The sequence below is a fragment of the Afipia birgiae 34632 genome, from assembly GCF_000308295.2.
Classification (GTDB): Bacteria; Pseudomonadota; Alphaproteobacteria; order Rhizobiales; family Xanthobacteraceae; genus Afipia; species Afipia birgiae.
In genome coordinates, this window is sequence record NZ_HG326654.1 from 276,665 (window position 1) to 291,749 (window position 15,085).

Sequence of the window (15,085 nt, forward strand, 5' to 3'; positions counted from 1 at the left end):
CGCATCGGAAGAGACACCTCATGAGCCCTCAACAGCAAAGCTCCAGCGCGCCCGCATCTCCAGCCCAGGCATCGACGCCGGTCGAGGCCCGCAAGCTAGCCGAGGGATTGATGCAGATCATGAGTTCGCTGCTTGGGATCGTGGAGCGCGAGACCGAACTTGTCCGCGCCGGCAATGTCCGCGAAGCGATGGCGCTCGAAACCGAAAAGGGCGAGATGTCGCGCCAGTATGTCGACGCAATTTCAAAACTGACGCACAGCCGCGACTACCTCAAGCAATCCACTCCTGAATTGCTCACTGCGCTGCATCGTCATCACGACACGTTCCGTGCGATGTTGCAGGTCAATCTCACAGTGCTTGCGACGGCCCACGCGATCTCCGAGGGGATCGTCCGCGGCGTCAACGGCGAAATGCAGCGGAAAAATCTTCCGAACGGTTATACTGCGGGCGGACAACGCGCGATGCCGGGTCCGCGTCACGTCACACCACTGTCCGTCAGCCGCTCTCTCTGACTTCCTCTCGCGATCGATCCCCGCGCGGCTGATGGCACGACCATGGGCCGCGCCGATCTCGCGTTGCGTATGTGGCAGCGCGAAATGCAGACGTTTTGAATAAAATCACCGCAGAAACATAAGGATCGACTTTAGAGAGTTCCTCCATATTTGGAGCCGGAGGGTTGGGTTTGACTCAAGGGGAAGCCAGAGGCTGCCATGAGTACGGATTTCAACATCAAGCCGGTGGGGGCATCGGTTGTCGCGACATATGCCGAACCTGCGTCTGGCGCAGCGCGGACGGCTGTCCCGACGCAGCTTCCTCCTGACAAGACCGTCACAGCGCCTGACGCTTCCGTTCAGGCGCGCATCAATCCCCAGGCGGAAACCGATCGGCTCTCAAAGCAGGTGATTATCGATCGCGCCGCGGCTGAAATCGTCTATCGAACCGTCGACAGCGCGACCAGCCTGGTGATCCGCCAGTATCCGGACGAAGCGAGGCTGCGCGCACGCGCCTATCTGCGGGCGATGGATATCGCCCGGGAAGACAACATGCGCCGGAATACCGATCTCAGAATCTGAGATTTGGCCGGGGCTCGCGCCACAGCGAACAGCTAAAATCAGTTCTGCTTGGCGTAAGCCGTCTCGAGGGACTGAGTGCCGTTGGTGGTCATGACCGTCTTGATCTGCGCCGTACCTTGCTTCGTCAGCGTGAACTTCGAATCGCCGATCTTGAACGAGTTGTCCCTGATCAGCACGTCCTGATACTTCACCGTCGCGCCACTCTGATACCGCGCCTTGGCGCGGAAGCCGACGACGTTGGAAACCTGGATGCTGAACGAGTCGTTGTTGGCGTATTTGCCGGTCCAGTTACCCTCGTAACTGGCGGCATCAACGGGCACGTAAGGCCCCTTGGAATAGTTGACGTTCGAGCCAACCGCCACGTAGTTCGCCGATATGATACCGAGGAGATCTGCCACGAGGGTGTCCGTGTCGTTATGCCCGGCCCGACAATCCGGCCGCCAGATTGCAGTTGATGTCGATCAGCGACTTCAGCTTTTCGGGCTGCGGATTGAGCTGCAATTCTGCGGTCTGTGTCAGGACGAAGGTACCGATATTGGCAACGCTCTGACGCACCTCGAGGGTCTGCGGGTTGTCGTCGCTGGTTACCGCGCTCAGAAGAATCGACCAGAGCTTGCGGTTGAAGAGCAGCGCCTCAGCGAAGTCCGTGTCGGGATGATCCCAATTCAACATCACATGTTGAAGCTTGTTCGCAGCCTTGAGAAGAGCTTGGGCCTCGATTTCGCGAGGGGACGCTGTCGTACGAGCAGTCTTAGCGTAAGCCTGAGCGGCTGTAGACATTCATCACCTCGATAGCAGATCGTCTTCGCGACTTATTAGTTTCCTGATTTCTCTTAGAGCTTTGTAAAGATAACCGCTTAAAATAAGATTACTTGCGGCTTCTATGTGGCTGCGAAAGCTCGGCACGGCCTCCAGCAGTTCTTTCACGAAGCCGAGATAGAGCTCCTGATACTTCGGAATGTCATCTTCAAGATACATCTGCTGAACACAGAGATAGATTCGCTTGACCGGCGTGTTCGCGGTCTCCGCAGTCAGAATGTCTTTTTCGCGCAAGATCGGCACCTCACCGTCGATCAGAAACGTCGCGCGCGTTTCCGAATTGGTGATGACGCTCTGGCCAATAACGATGCGCTCAAACGGCTTGAGCTCGACTCTGAGGGGCACGTTCTGTCTCCCTTATGCTGCGTAGCTCCTGTCAGACCGCTGCCTGTCAATCCTTGAGAAATAGCGGTAATTTGCGGCACAAAAAAGCGGCGAGGATGCCCCCTCGCCGTCTTCCTGTTCTAAGCCTTAGCCTTCTCTTAAGTCCGGAGAAGCTGAAGCACGCTCTGCTGCGACTGGTTGGCCAGCGCGAGTGCGGACACCGCGATCGACTGGCGGGTCGACAGCGCCTGGCTGTTGGCCGCTTCCTCGTTGGTGTCGGCGATCGTCAGGTTCGTCGAACCTGTCTGCAGCACGTTGATCAAATTCTTCGAGAAGTCCTGGCGGATCTGCACGATCGACAGGTTCGAACCGAGTGTCGATGCCTGCGAGCGCAGGAAGCTGCTCGCATAGTTGAGCGCGTCGAGCACCTTGTTGGTCGCGACGTTGTCGATGAAGTCGCTGCCGGCGGACAGCGCGCCAAGACCCAGGCCGGCCGGATCGAGATTGACGCCGGTGATGTTCAGCGTCGACTTGCCGGTTTCGTTGAACACCAGCTTGAGCTGGTCGCCGTTGAGCAGATTGACGCCGTTGAACGACGCATCCTGCGAGGTCGTTTTAATCTGGTTGATGATGTTGTTGTACTGCGACACCAGGTTCGCGCGGGTCGCCTGCGAATTGGCTTCCGCCACCGGAGCGGAAACGATCACGCCGGCGAACATCTCTCCCGCGGCTGTCGCCGTGCCGCCGATCGTGCCGATCGTCGAGGATGCGGCATCGTTCGATGTGGTCAGGGTGATCGCGCCGGTCGAACTGACACTGGCCTGAAGATTGTTCGGCAGCAGTGCGGCGTTGAGCTGGTTGATGGTCGAGATTTGGCCTACGTCGGGACCGAAGACGATGTTGGTCGTCGGGCCGCCGGTGGTCGAGGTGATGGTCAGCGTCTTGCCCGCGAACGTGGACGTCGGCGGCGTGGTGCCGGTGGCGAGGCCGAGCTTGTTGAGAACGCCGCTGGTGCCGCCGAAGGTAATGCTGTTCGCGAAGTCAGCCGCGGCATTACTGACCGTCAGCCTGCTGGTGGCGCCGCCGCTGAGGCTCGATGTGCCACCGGTGATGCCGTTGATGGCACTAAGGACAGAGGCCACGGTGCCGCCGGTGGCGCTGGACAGACTGACCGAAACATTGCCCGTGACCGGATCGGCTGTGAATGGGGGATCGCCGGCGATACCGGTGGTGAACGAAATCGTCTTGCCGTTGACCGTGAATGAGTCGCCGTTGGCGAAGCCGGCGGCGGCCAGCGTGGTGGCCCCCGTCAGGCCGGCGACGATGCCGCCGGTCACGGTGGCGGCGGTATCGGGCGATCCGAGCAGGTTGGCGCCCGACCCGCCCGCAATCGGGCCGGTCGTTGTGCTCGACTTGGTGTAGCCGACGTTGGTCTGGAGCGCCTGGTTGGCGATCGACTTGGCGCTGTCGATCAGCTTCTGCAGCGAGGTGATGCCGGTATTGGCCGCCTGGAGGACCTGCACACCGTTGCCGATGCCGTCGAGAAGGTTGTTGATGTCGCTGGCGCGGGCGTCGAGCCCGGCGGCCGTGAAGAAATTGGTCGGGTTATCGAGAGCCGAGTTGACCTTCTTGCCGGTAGCAAGGCGGTTCTGCGTGGTGGCCAGCAGGTCCGCCGTCGATTGCAGCGACAGCAGGTTCTGGCGAACTGACGCCGTGAGAACGATGTCGGACATGATGGGTACCTTCCTTAAGTATGCGAAATACCGACCCGAATCGGCAGGTGCAGCATGGAGAACGGCGTCTTTCCCCAATTCTTAAGAGGCACGGTTTAAATTATAGTTAACAGCGGCTTAAATATCGTCCTTTACAAAGCCTTAACGACGTAACCGCCTGCCCTGCCGGCGCCACAACGGGCAACAAAAACGGCGGGGTTTCCCCCGCCGTTCTGTTGGTTTGCAGTGCTTCCGGTATTAGCGGAGCAGCTGGAGAACGCTCTGCTGCGACTGGTTGGCCAGCGACAGCGCGGACACCGCGATCGACTGGCGGGTCGACAGCGCCTGGCTGTTCGCCGCTTCCTCGTTGGTGTCGGCCAGCGTCAGGTTGGACGAGCCGGTCTGCAGCACGTTGATCAGGCTCTTCGAGAAGTCCTGACGGGTCTGCACGATCGACAGGTTCGAACCCAGAGCCGAAGCCTGCGAACGCAGCGTGGTGCTGGCAGTGTTCAGAGATGCCAGAACCTTATTGGTCGCCGCGTTGTCGACGAGGTCCGTGCCAACGGTCAGCGAACCAAGACCGAGGCCAGCCGGGTTGAAGTTGACGCCGGTGATGTTCAGCGTCGACTTGCCGGTTTCGTTGAACACCAGCTTGAGCTGGTCGCCGTTCAGCAGGTTGACGCCGTTGAAGGACGCATCCTGAGCCGTCGTGCGGATCTGGTCGATGACGTTGTTGTACTGGTTCACCAGGCTGGCGCGGGTTGCCTGCGAGTTCGGATCAGCAACCGCCGCAGCGGCTGTCGCACCGGCAAACGCCGCCGCCGTTCCGCCGATGATTCCGATGTTCGCTGACGCGGCATCGTTGGAGGTGGTGATGGAGATCTTGCCAGTTGTATCAATCGATGCCTGCAGGTTGTTCGCCGACAGAGCCGCATTGAGTTCGTTCAGGGTCGAAACCTGACCAGCACCCGTACCGAAGGTGATGTTGGTTGCAGTGCCGCCGCCGGTTGCGCCGATGGTCAGCGTCTTGCCCGTCACCGTTGAGGTCGGTGCCGTGGTGCCAGCGGTGAGGCCGAGCTTGCTCAGCGCGCTGCCGCCAAGGACGATGCTGTCGGTCGTGTTACCGGCAGTGATCGTAGCAACGTTCGCAGCGATGGTGAACGTGCTGCCGGCGCCGACGATGCCTTCGATAGCGGACTTCAGCGTCGCCGTCGTTGTATTGGTCGGACCGGCACCATTGGCCAGGTTGATGGTGACGTTTCCACTTGCATCGGCCGTCGATGCGGCTGCACCAACGCCACCCGTGGCGAACGTAATCGTCTTTCCGTTGACGATAAGCGTATCACCGTTGGCAAAGCCGCCGCCAGCCGCAGCGCTCAAGTCCGAACCGGTCGCGAGGGTCGCAACTACGGTGCCAGACCTTGTCGCAGCCGTGTCGGGGTTGCCGAGCAGGTTGGACGCGGTCGCGCCGGTGGTCGCAAGCGAGGTCACGGACGACTTGGTGTAACCGGTGGGGGTCTGCAGCGCCTGGTTGGCGATCGACTTCGCGGTATCGACCAGTTTCTGCAGCGAGGTGATGCCGGTGTTGGCGGCCTGAATGACCTGCACGCCGTTGCCGATGCCGTCGAGGAGGTTGTTGATGTCGCTGGCGCGGGCATCGAGGCCAGCGGCAGTGAAGAAGTTGGTCGGATTGTCGAGAGCGGTGTTGACCTTCTTGCCGGTGGCAAGGCGGGTCTGGGTGGTCGAAAGCAGATCAGCGGTCGACTGGAGCGAGAGCAGGTTCTGGCGAACCGAAGAGGAGAGAACGATACCGGACATGGAAACAACCTTTCTGGTGTGACGCAAAACGCAACGTGTACAAGCGTGCCGCTGATAGCTTCGATCAGCGAGCCGTCGGACATTGAGACCAACAGTCTAAAAAGATGTGAACCGGATTTGTTCAACTCTCCGCATAAGGCGGCTGCGAGTGCAGCGCCGCAAAATGGCAAATGCGTTGATTTGACAAGGCAATTTCCTCAACGCCATCGCCGCTGACTGCGGCGGCGTTTACCTCGCGTTAACTATAACGCGAAAGGATCGCGCCATCTGCCGGATCACTCGAAGCCGGCTCGCACGGAGAACCGCCACATGGCTTTGAAGGTCGAACTCAAGCCGCACGAGAAGATCATTGTCGGCTCATGCGTCATCACAAATACCGATCAGCGCGCAAAATTCCTGATCGAAGGAGAGAGGCTGCCAGTGTTGCGAGAGAAAGATATTCTGACACCGGACACCGCCGACACGCCGGCCAAGCTGATCTATCTGGCGGTCCAGCTGATGTACATCTCGCACGACCCGCAGGAACACCACGCGGTATATTTCGACGTGATGCGCGATTTCCTGAGCGCTGTGCCGAGCGCTGCTGGGATGATTGAGGAAATCAATAACCACATCTTAAGCGGCGACTACTATAGAGCCTTGAAGGAATCCAAGAAGCTGATCGCTTACGAGAAGCGCCTGATCGATCAGGCCCGCGGCCTGAACGCGGAAATGGCCCAAGCCGGCTTCAGCAGCGCCGCTTAGCACCACACGCAAACCAACATGCGAACAGGCCTCCAGAAGGAGGCCTTTTTCGTTTCAGGGTTTCGGTGTCATGGATCAAGTGCGTGACGATCGCCCGGCGGCGTGACGATGCACGCCGGCCTTACAGGAACTTCACCAGGCTCATCTGGTAAAGCGACGCGGTGGTTTGATACGACGCCTGCAAGGCGGTCTGCAAAGCAAGGATCTTGGTTGCGACCTCGTTGTCGTTGATGCCCTGGATCGAATCCAGCATCGACTGGGCGACCGCTCCGGTCTGTGTCTGCCGGTCTTTGGCGATGGAGATCGCACTTTGCGCTCCGGCAAAATCGGCCTGGATGTCCTGGATCGATTGCGTGCCCGGATGCACGGCAAGATTGTCGACAATCCGCGAGTTCAGCGCGGTGAGTTGTCCGTTCGCGTTCGGATTGCTCGCATTGGTCGACACGGCGGCATAGACCGCGATGTTCTTCAACTGTGCAACGAACGCATCTTCGTTGGCACGTGCCCCGTACTGCACCGAGATCGATTGATCGATGCCGGCGACAGCCGTTCCGCGCGCCGGGTCAGGACCGTCCTCGCCAGTGTACCAGGAGACAGTGTTGGTTGCCGTGCCGGGTACGAGCAGCGTCGCGGTGTTGAATGGAGGCCCATTGACGCGCAACGGCGGCGACGAACTGAAGAAATTATCGGATGCAGCCATGGCAGAGGCCGCCACCAGCGCCGTGTTCGACAGGGTGCCGACCGCGGTATTGAGCGCGGCCTTGAGGTTGGCGGCCGTTGCCGTTGAGTCAGCGCCGATGGCGAAGCTGCCGGCGGGCACCGGCGTTGTTGTCGTCGCCGTGAGCTCGATGGTTTCAGAGGTGCCGTCCGGCAGGCTGAATGTGAACCGGACCTTGTCGCCATCGGCCGGATTGGTCGCGCCGAGATCGACCGACATTTCCGAAGGTGCGCCGGGAGGCGCTGCCGGAGGCGCGGGGCCGGTGACGGTCGCAGTCGCCGACGTTGTTGTAATCGCGCTCAGCTTGAGGCCAAACGGAGATCCCGCGACGTCTTCGCCGATCGTCACCGATGTCGGCGTCGGCGACGTGATGACCGTCCGGCCAAGGCCTGTGGTGCCGTCAGCCTGGCCGCGCTCGTCGATGATCTGGTTCAGCCCGGCGCGGGTGCCGCTGCCGTTGAGAATCACATCGGCCGATTCCGTCGCGGGCGTATCGGTGGCGCGGCCGGAAAACATGTAACGTCCGCCGACTTCGGTGTTGAGAAGCGCGATGACCTGCGTGAATGACGCCATCGCGGTTTTTTGCCCGGCTGTTTTGCCGCTGCTGTCGAGATTAAGCGTTGCACCTGCGGCCGCAGCCTTGACCTGACTGCCCGCGCTGCTGATGCCCTGCAAGGACAGGTTCGCGACATTGATGCGCGTATTCAGCACGGAGCCGGTGTTGGCGTAACCGGCAATCGACGAAATCTGCGCGCGCAGGCCCGTTGCCGTGCCCGAATCAACGCCGAGGCCGGCATAGGTTGTCGACTTCTTTCCCGACGCAAGTTGCTGCGTCAGCGTATCGAGCTGACTCTTAAGGTTGAGAATCGACGAGCCGAGATACGAAGTCCGGCCGCTAACGCCCTCGATAGCCATGAGACCCTCACAATACCTGCATCAATGACTGGAACATCGAATTGACCGTGGACATCACGCGGGCGTTCGCCGAGTAAGCGTTTTGCAGCGCCAGCAGGTTGGCCATTTCCGTGTCGATATCCACGCCGGAGGTCGCATCCATCTTTTTCTGCAACGTATTGAGCACAACATCCTGACCGTCAGAGAGCTGCTGCGCCGAACTCGCGGCATTGGCCTGCAGGTTCGTGAACTGCTGGGTGAAGCTGAGCAGCGTCCCTTTATAGGGTGTAGCGATCGAGCCGACGCCTGTCGTTCCCGAATAGCTGTAGGTGGCCGACGTCAGTTGCGACAGGATGAAATCAGAGCGCGTGGTGTCGCCGGCCGGCGTCGCAGGGCTCGTGCTGTAAACGATCAGCCGTGACGAGTCCGCCAGCAATCCGGCATTGACAGTGATGCGTCCCGCCAGTCCGGTTTGCTGAGAACCGGACGCCGTGATCGCTCCCGTGTAAGGTCTTCCGCCGTCAGTGAACAAGGCGATCTGCGGGCCACCGCCGGTCAGCGATGTCGCCGTCGTCGTCACTGATGCGGCGTTGACGTCAGACAGGCCGCCCGCGCCGTCGTCAACCACACGCAGCGTCGAGCCCGCCGGATTCGAGAACTGGATGTTGGCTCCGCCAAGTGCGGCATTGAGCTGCGAGACCACCGACGACATGCCGCCGGAGAAATCGACACCGATCACCTTGTCATTCGGATCGATCGTCGCCGTGTCCTTCAGCGGCAATGCGTTCGGATCATCCACGCGAATGATCGAAACATTACGCTGAGTGCCGGTGCTGTCGGTGTAGGTCAGACGAACAACGTTGCCAGCCTGGAGACCGGAAAGATCGAGATCGAAGCCCGCTGGTGTTCCGGGCGGCGGAACGGGCGTAGCGGGCGGGTATGGCGTGCCGCCTGTCGTCTTGTCGGACAGCGCACTTGCCATCGCTGCCGCGAGCTGGTCGACCTGTTCCTGTGCCTGCACCAGCGTTTTGTCGCGCAATTCGAGATAGGCCGCGATTGATCCGGATCGGATCGCTCCACTTGAAACCAGATCTATGCTTCCGCCGTTCGCATAGGAAATGGAAATCGTTCCGAGCGCGCTCTTTGATGGATCGGCATTCCACTGCGCATCCGGCGTGACCGTGCCTTGGGTGTTGAACGACAGTTGCGCCGCATCGGAGCCGCCGACGAGCTGCGTGCCCGAGGTCGTGTAAACGGAAACCTGATTGCCATCTCCTTTGACGACGCGCACGTCCATCAATTGCGACACCTGCGTGATGAATTGATCACGCTGGTCCAGCAGCGCTGCCGTCGCAGCATCCTGGTTGGCATAACCCTGCAATTGCCGGTTGATCTTGGCAATCTGAATCAACGCGTTGTTGGCCGTCGACACCGCGTTGGTTATTCCCGTCTCAGCGCTGTTGCGCAGAGCCTGGATACCCTGGGAAGTGGAATTCAACTGCTGCGCCAGCGCCTGCGCCGCATTGATGACGCCGGTGCGCGCCGATTGCGAATCCGGGCTTGTCGAGAGCGACTGAAGCGCGGTCGTGAGCGAATTGAATGCCGCTTCGATCGTCGCAGACGAATCCGGATCGCCGTATACGCTCTGCAGATTGCTCAGGAAATTCGCGCGGGTGCGGGTATAGGCCGCACCTGAAGTTTCCGTCCGCAACTGGCTCTGGATATAGTCGTCGAGCACACGATTGACGCCGATGGTTTCGACGCCCGCGCCGTTGCCGACCGCGGTCTGGACCTGATTGGACGTCTTGCGGACGTAGCCCGGCGTCTCCGCGTTCGCCACGTTCGACGAGACCAGCGCGAGCGCCGCCTGATTTGCCCGCAAGCCGGACATCGCGGTTGAAAGAGCTTGGCTCAGACCCATAACATACTGCCCATCTCAGGTCGCATCATGCGACGCCACACTCGCGATTATCGCAGCACGTTCAGCAGATCCTGCGCCATCTGGTTCGCAGTGGTGATGACCTTGGTGTTTGCCGAATAGGCCTGCTGCGTAACGATCAGCTTGGTGAATTCGTCCGCAATATCGCTGTTGGATCCTTCGAGCGCCGAGCCGGTGATGCTACCGGCTTTTCCAAAAATCGGATTACCGGACTGGTCGGTTTCCTCGAACGCACCGCCATCGAGTCGTTTCAGGAAGTTCGCGCCGTTGAATGTGGCCAGCGTGATCTGCGCGAGATCGATGTTGCGGCCGTTCGAATAGTTGCCGACCACGCGGCCATTGTCGCCGATCGACACCGTCTGCAACGAGCCCGCCGGGAATCCATCCTGGCGGATTTCGTTGACCTGCGCGTTGCCGTTGGCATCGGCAAACGAGGTCAAGCCGCTGACGCCGAAGTTGACGGTGACATTGCCGAGCGTGATGCCGCTGATGGTCGGGGTCGTAAGGGTGACCGAAGCGACCGCCGGCGTGAGCTGGCCGTTTGCGCTGAAGGTGAAGTCGGTGCCGATATTCTGCCAGGCCGTCGCGGTGCCGGTCGCATTCGGGTCGACCTGATAGAACATGTTCCATCTATCGGTACGGCCCGGTCCGAGCGTCGAACTGTCCATCTTGGCCCAGCGGAACTGGATGCTCACCGGCGAACCGGAGATGTCGTAGCCGGTGGTGGCGCCACCCGCGATCGATTGTGAAATGAACGTTGCAGAATCGGAACCGATGACCGTTCCGGCGCCCGGCGAGCCGCCACCCAGACGGTTCACCGCCACGGGACCGGAGAAGCCGAGAGCGGCAAAGGCCGTCCCGTTGCTCGAACTGACTGTGAGATTGTTCGCCAGACCTGTATGCAACTGAACAGAGCCATTGTTGACGGTCGACGACAACGACGAGTTGCCGCTCAGCCCGTCAATCTTGTTGAGCAATTGATCGATTGTGCTGTCGATCGGAATGTTGTTTGCGTCGTCGAGACCGGGCGTCGGCGACGTCGATGCGGCCGTGAAGGTGATGGTGTTGCCGTTGACGGTGATGGTGTCTCCGATTGCGAAGCCCGCCGACAGCGAGTTGGTGTTCGCTGCGCCCGACAGTGCGGTCGAGCCGTTGATCTTGGTTGCCGTGGTCAGCGCGCTGTTGACGGAGGCACCGCTCCTGACGTTGTCGAGGTAAGGCAGCGGCGGGGTGCCGACCGTGCTCGGATTGACGGTGAAGTCGCCGACGTTGATCAGTTCGGAACCGGGAACAGACTTGTCGCTCTTCGTGGTCAGCGGATACGAGGCCAGGTTGGCGCGATAGGTGACGGTGCTGGTGGGCTGCGCCGGAAGGAAGTCGCTGCCGAATTTCAGAACCTGCGGGTTGCTGCCGGTGACGTTGCCCGTCGTCGGATCGATCGGAATGCCTTCGAGATAGTAGCCGGCGCCGTTTACGAGATAGCCGTTCTTGTCGAGTGTGAAGTCGCCACGGCGCGTGTAGTTGTTGACGCCGTTGAAGACCGGGTTGTTGTCGGTGAAGCTACCGGGCTTCTGAACCACAAAGAAGCCGTCACCGCTGATCGCCATGTAGGTGGCAACGGCCGCCTTCTGAACGTCGCCCTGCACCGTATTGGTTGAGCGCGATTCGGTCGCAACGCTACCCGCAAGCTGGTTGTTGTTGCCGGTCTCGGGAATAAGGTCGAGAAAACTCGTATCGATGCGCTTGAAAGCCGTCGTCTGCGAGTTCGCGATGTTGCCGGAGATATTTTCCAGCGCATAGGACTGAGCACGAAGACCCGCGACGGATGTGGTGAGAGCGCCAAAGAGACCCATTACATTATCTCCAACTTCGACCCGGGCGGCCTACCGGTGCCCAACGTTCACGGCCGCATTCGAAGAAGAGATCGCAAGCGCTGTGCCAACAGCAATAATTACGAAAAATCAGTCACTTAAAAGAAACGCCCCGGCCAAATGACCGGGGCACAATTGCCTAGCGGGCAAGAATTGCCGCGCGTATCAGGTCGTCGAGCCGGCCGCGGGCTTGAAGGTCAGCGCCAGTCCGTTCATGCAATAACGCAGCCCGGTCGGCTTCGGACCGTCGTCGAACACATGACCGAGGTGGCCGCCGCATCGCCGGCAAAGGGTTTCGGTCCTCACCATCATGAAGGTGCGATCGGACTTCTCGACAATGGCGTTGGGCAGCGCCTGATAGAAGCTCGGCCAGCCGGTGCCGCTTTCAAACTTCGTCTCCGAGGCGAACAGCGGCAGGTCGCACCCGGCGCAGGTGAAGGTTCCCTTGCGCTTCTCCTTGTTCAGCGGACTGGTGAACGGGCGCTCGGTGCCGGCTTCGCGCAGCACATGATACTGGGCGGCACTCAACTGCTTGCGCCACTCTTCTGGCGTTTTCTCGATCTCGAATTTTTCGGCGGATTTTTCGCCCGCGATGGCGCTGCCGCCAAAACCGAGCCAGCGGAATGCCGAGAATGCAGCGAGACTCATCGCGGATGCGAGCAGGATACGGCGGTCGATCATCGTCAAAGCTCCGTGCAGGTCGGGAAACAGGCTGTCCATCACGATCTACGGTCCCCGTCGCGAAAAGTTACAGCATCGCACTGGCGAGAGGCTCACTTTCGCGCGAGGTGGGAACGTCCCGCTAGGCCCGCCTGTTCCTTGAACCCCGATGCCGGCAGGTTATTCACCCGCCTCGCCCGTCACGCGCCGCCCTGACCGCGGCGATCTTCATGCATCGCCGCCGACGCCTGCTGCCTTGCAAAGGAGGCCTGCGCCCTTGCGGATGCGATCCTCGCCTCTCGCGCATACTCCCGCGCCTGTTCCCGGCCGCGGGCGCGTTCGCGAAATCGCGACAATGCGCCGGCCGCGGCAGATTGGCCGCGCGACCATAGATCGATCGCCTGCCCCGCGATGCGTCCGGCCGATCCGCCGGCCCACACCAGTTCGAACGGCGAAAACAGCCGCCAGCGGTCGTCACCCGACAGAATGCTGCGCGCCAAAAGCTGACCGCCCATCGCCGTCGTGTTCAGTCCCTGACGGCCGAAGCCGCTGAGAATCCAGAGACCCGGCTGAACTTCGCCGATCTGCGGCATGCCGTGCACCGTCTGGCCGAACATCCCGCCCCAGGTGTCTGCGGTCTTGACCGGACCCAGCTTCGGGAAAATCGCGGCGATGCGGCCCTGGATGCGCCTGGCATAGCGTCGCGGATCGCCCTGCCAGGTCGTCTCGGGACTCGACCACAGCAACCGATCGCCATCGACGACGCGAAAATGATCGATGCCGTGAGTATCCGTCACCGATCCCTGAAAGGCCACCGCGCCGGCGAGCCGCTCGCCAAGCGGCTCCGTCAACGCAACGTAGCGCCATGTCGGCAACAGCGTCGCGGCGAGACGGCGGCTGGGCGCGCCGATATGCGCATTGCCCGCAAGCACGACATGAGAGCAGCGCAGCTTTGCCGACGGCGTAAAGACGCGCTTGCGGATACCGGCGGGATCGATGCTGACCACCGGCGTGTCCTCGAAGATCCGCACGCCTTCGCTTTCCGCGAGCGCCGCCAGGCCGTGCACATATGCCCGCGCGTCGATCTGAAACGCCTTCGGAAAATGAATCGCATGAAAGTAGCGATCGGTCTTCAGCGCCTCGCGCACGCGGTCGGTCTGCCAGCCTTCGAGCTCTGTGCCGAAATCCTCACCGAGCGTCTGCAACCGGCTGATGAGCTCGTCACCGGCATCGACCCTTGAAACTTCAAGCGCGCCTTCCGTCAGCGCGATATCCGGCATGCCGGACGCTGTGGCGCGGACGTAATCGGCGCCCCCCTGCGCAAGTTTCCACAAATCGCGGGCATCTTCGAAACCAACGCGTTCGATCAGGTCGGACGCCGCGATGCCATATCCGGGCATCACCGTACCGAGATTGTGGCCAGAGGCATTCCAGCCGATGCTTCGGCCTTCGAGCAACGCCACGCTCGCGCCCCTTCGGACCGATTCAAGCGCCATGGTCAGGCCGGCCAGCCCTCCTCCAATGACGCAGATATCGACATCGAGATCGAACGTCAGCCCCGGACGGTTAGACACATTCGCCGGAGGATTTGCAGAAGGTTCTTCCATGCCCTTATTCCGGAAATCGCAGGCCGTGAGGCATCTGTTTTCTGGGTGTAACGGCACTCGCATCCGTCACATTGTTCTGCGTAAGCTTGTACACTATTCCGCGCCGTGCCCTAGTGTCCTGAATCCCAAGTTCGCTTCATTTTTCAGAAGCTTCTGTGCGAACTTGGAATTCAGGACACTAGCAATAGTAAATTCTAGTGTGGCTTTGGTTCGCAAGTCCGCAAAAACGCGCTGCAAATTTGATGCGGACTTACGAACCGCTACACTGGCGCCCGAAATCCTAAGCTGGCAACGTTTTCGACGCTTGCCGCGCAGACCGAAAACGAGATCGCGACATGCGCCGCCTGATCCTGCTCCGCCACGCTAAAACCGAGCGGGACGCCCCCTCGGGCAAGGACCGGGATCGCCGCCTTGACGAACGCGGCCGGCACGACGGCGCAGAGATCGGCCGCTGGCTCGCGCTTCAGGATTATCGCCCCGACCTTGTGCTGGTCTCGACCGCAACACGCACCCAGGAAACCTGGGACCTGCTGCGCACGACAATGCCGTCCGCACGCGTCAAGCATTTACCGGAACTGTACGGAGCCGATCCGTCTGAACTGTTGAGAGCTGTTCACGGCGCGGCGAAAGCAGACCCGCAATGCCTGATGATTCTCGCGCACAATCCCGGTCTGCATGAACTGGCGCTTGCGCTGGTTGCCAGCGGCGACACGGCCGGGCGGCACGGGTTGGCCGGCAATCTGCCAACCGCGGGGGTCGTCGTGATCGATTTCAAAATCGACCACTGGGACGGTGTCAGATTTCGCGGCGGGCGCCTCGAACGCTTCGCCAGCCCCAAGCTCCTGAGAGAATGGTCGGACGACGCTTAAGACCAACACAACTGGACGACCTTGCATCTTGCCGCCA

Annotated in this window: 14 protein-coding genes; 4 read left to right on the top strand and 10 right to left on the bottom strand. The window is 60.8% G+C overall.

The features are described 5' to 3' along the window. The first annotated feature begins 20 nt into the window (after positions 1-20). Positions 21-512: a hypothetical protein gene (locus BN32_RS19970; RefSeq protein ID WP_040427084.1), complete on the top strand. Its 492-nt coding sequence runs from the start codon at positions 21-23 to the stop codon at positions 510-512. 198 nt (positions 513-710) lie between these two features. Continuing rightward, complete coding sequence (locus BN32_RS19975; protein ID WP_019196234.1) at positions 711-1,073, top strand: hypothetical protein; 363 nt, start codon at positions 711-713, stop codon at positions 1,071-1,073. 38 nt (positions 1,074-1,111) lie between these two features. Here the strand turns inward: BN32_RS19975 and BN32_RS19980 are convergent, their stop codons facing one another. From BN32_RS19980 to BN32_RS20000, 5 genes are all read right to left on the bottom strand, one after another. Beyond that, positions 1,112-1,471 carry a hypothetical protein gene (locus tag BN32_RS19980; RefSeq protein WP_019196233.1) on the bottom strand — a complete coding sequence of 120 codons (360 nt, stop codon included), beginning with the start codon at positions 1,469-1,471 and terminating at the stop codon, positions 1,112-1,114. A 16-nt stretch (positions 1,472-1,487) separates the two neighbouring features. Continuing rightward, entirely contained in the window at positions 1,488-1,853 is a 366-nt protein-coding gene (gene flaF, locus BN32_RS19985; protein ID WP_040427087.1) for a flagellar biosynthesis regulator FlaF, read from the bottom strand. Between the two features lie 3 nt (positions 1,854-1,856). Further along, positions 1,857-2,237 (bottom strand): flagellar biosynthesis repressor FlbT, encoded by a 381-nt coding sequence (flbT, locus tag BN32_RS19990; protein ID WP_019196231.1) that lies wholly within the window; start codon positions 2,235-2,237, stop codon positions 1,857-1,859. Between the two features lie 137 nt (positions 2,238-2,374). Then, positions 2,375-3,949, bottom strand: coding sequence for a flagellin N-terminal helical domain-containing protein (locus BN32_RS19995; protein ID WP_019196230.1), 1,575 nt, complete (start codon positions 3,947-3,949; stop codon positions 2,375-2,377). 237 nt (positions 3,950-4,186) lie between these two features. Further along, a complete protein-coding gene (locus BN32_RS20000; RefSeq protein WP_019196229.1) occupies positions 4,187-5,746 on the bottom strand; it encodes a flagellin N-terminal helical domain-containing protein in 1,560 nt (519 codons plus the stop codon). Between the two features lie 309 nt (positions 5,747-6,055). On the opposite strand from BN32_RS20000, the gene flbT (BN32_RS20005) reads away from it, so the two are divergent. Next, positions 6,056-6,490, top strand: coding sequence for a flagellar biosynthesis repressor FlbT (gene flbT, locus BN32_RS20005; protein ID WP_019196228.1), 435 nt, complete (start codon positions 6,056-6,058; stop codon positions 6,488-6,490). 121 nt (positions 6,491-6,611) lie between these two features. Here flbT (BN32_RS20005) and BN32_RS20010 read toward each other — a convergent pair whose 3' ends face one another. The 5 genes from BN32_RS20010 to BN32_RS20030 all read right to left on the bottom strand — a co-directional run bounded on the left by BN32_RS20010 (position 6,612) and on the right by BN32_RS20030 (position 14,179). Then, entirely contained in the window at positions 6,612-8,123 is a 1,512-nt protein-coding gene (locus tag BN32_RS20010; RefSeq protein ID WP_019196227.1) for a flagellar hook-associated protein FlgL, read from the bottom strand. A 7-nt stretch (positions 8,124-8,130) separates the two neighbouring features. Continuing rightward, a complete protein-coding gene (gene flgK, locus BN32_RS20015) occupies positions 8,131-10,023 on the bottom strand; it encodes a flagellar hook-associated protein FlgK (RefSeq protein ID WP_040427089.1) in 1,893 nt (630 codons plus the stop codon). A 47-nt stretch (positions 10,024-10,070) separates the two neighbouring features. Beyond that, entirely contained in the window at positions 10,071-11,894 is a 1,824-nt protein-coding gene (locus tag BN32_RS20020) for a flagellar hook-basal body complex protein (protein WP_019196226.1), read from the bottom strand. 183 nt (positions 11,895-12,077) lie between these two features. Next, positions 12,078-12,593, bottom strand: coding sequence for a peptide-methionine (R)-S-oxide reductase MsrB (gene msrB / locus BN32_RS20025; protein ID WP_040427353.1), 516 nt, complete (start codon positions 12,591-12,593; stop codon positions 12,078-12,080). A 179-nt stretch (positions 12,594-12,772) separates the two neighbouring features. Beyond that, positions 12,773-14,179 carry an NAD(P)/FAD-dependent oxidoreductase gene (locus tag BN32_RS20030; RefSeq protein WP_019196224.1) on the bottom strand — a complete coding sequence of 469 codons (1,407 nt, stop codon included), beginning with the start codon at positions 14,177-14,179 and terminating at the stop codon, positions 12,773-12,775. A gap of 335 nt (positions 14,180-14,514) precedes the next feature. Here BN32_RS20030 and BN32_RS20035 point away from each other — a divergent pair, with 335 nt between their 5' ends. After that, positions 14,515-15,048, top strand: coding sequence for a SixA phosphatase family protein (locus tag BN32_RS20035; RefSeq protein WP_019196223.1), 534 nt, complete (start codon positions 14,515-14,517; stop codon positions 15,046-15,048). Positions 15,049-15,085 lie beyond the last annotated feature (37 nt).

What these genes read in the sequence shown, in the direction of transcription:
- BN32_RS20020 (WP_019196226.1), bottom strand. Translation starts at nt 11,894, where the DNA reads ATGGGTCTCTTTGGCGCTCTCACCACATCCGTCGCGGGTCTTCGTGCT.
- BN32_RS19975 (WP_019196234.1), top strand. Translation starts at nt 711, where the DNA reads ATGAGTACGGATTTCAACATCAAGCCGGTGGGGGCATCGGTTGTCGCG.
- BN32_RS20010 (WP_019196227.1), bottom strand. Translation starts at nt 8,123, where the DNA reads ATGGCTATCGAGGGCGTTAGCGGCCGGACTTCGTATCTCGGCTCGTCG.
- BN32_RS20035 (WP_019196223.1), top strand. Translation starts at nt 14,515, where the DNA reads ATGCGCCGCCTGATCCTGCTCCGCCACGCTAAAACCGAGCGGGACGCC.
- BN32_RS20000 (WP_019196229.1), bottom strand. Translation starts at nt 5,746, where the DNA reads ATGTCCGGTATCGTTCTCTCCTCTTCGGTTCGCCAGAACCTGCTCTCG.
- msrB (WP_040427353.1), bottom strand. Translation starts at nt 12,593, where the DNA reads ATGATCGACCGCCGTATCCTGCTCGCATCCGCGATGAGTCTCGCTGCA.
- flbT (WP_019196228.1), top strand. Translation starts at nt 6,056, where the DNA reads ATGGCTTTGAAGGTCGAACTCAAGCCGCACGAGAAGATCATTGTCGGC.
- BN32_RS20030 (WP_019196224.1), bottom strand. Translation starts at nt 14,179, where the DNA reads ATGGAAGAACCTTCTGCAAATCCTCCGGCGAATGTGTCTAACCGTCCG.
- flgK (WP_040427089.1), bottom strand. Translation starts at nt 10,023, where the DNA reads ATGGGTCTGAGCCAAGCTCTTTCAACCGCGATGTCCGGCTTGCGGGCA.
- BN32_RS19970 (WP_040427084.1), top strand. Translation starts at nt 21, where the DNA reads ATGAGCCCTCAACAGCAAAGCTCCAGCGCGCCCGCATCTCCAGCCCAG.
- BN32_RS19995 (WP_019196230.1), bottom strand. Translation starts at nt 3,949, where the DNA reads ATGTCCGACATCGTTCTCACGGCGTCAGTTCGCCAGAACCTGCTGTCG.
- flaF (WP_040427087.1), bottom strand. Translation starts at nt 1,853, where the DNA reads ATGTCTACAGCCGCTCAGGCTTACGCTAAGACTGCTCGTACGACAGCG.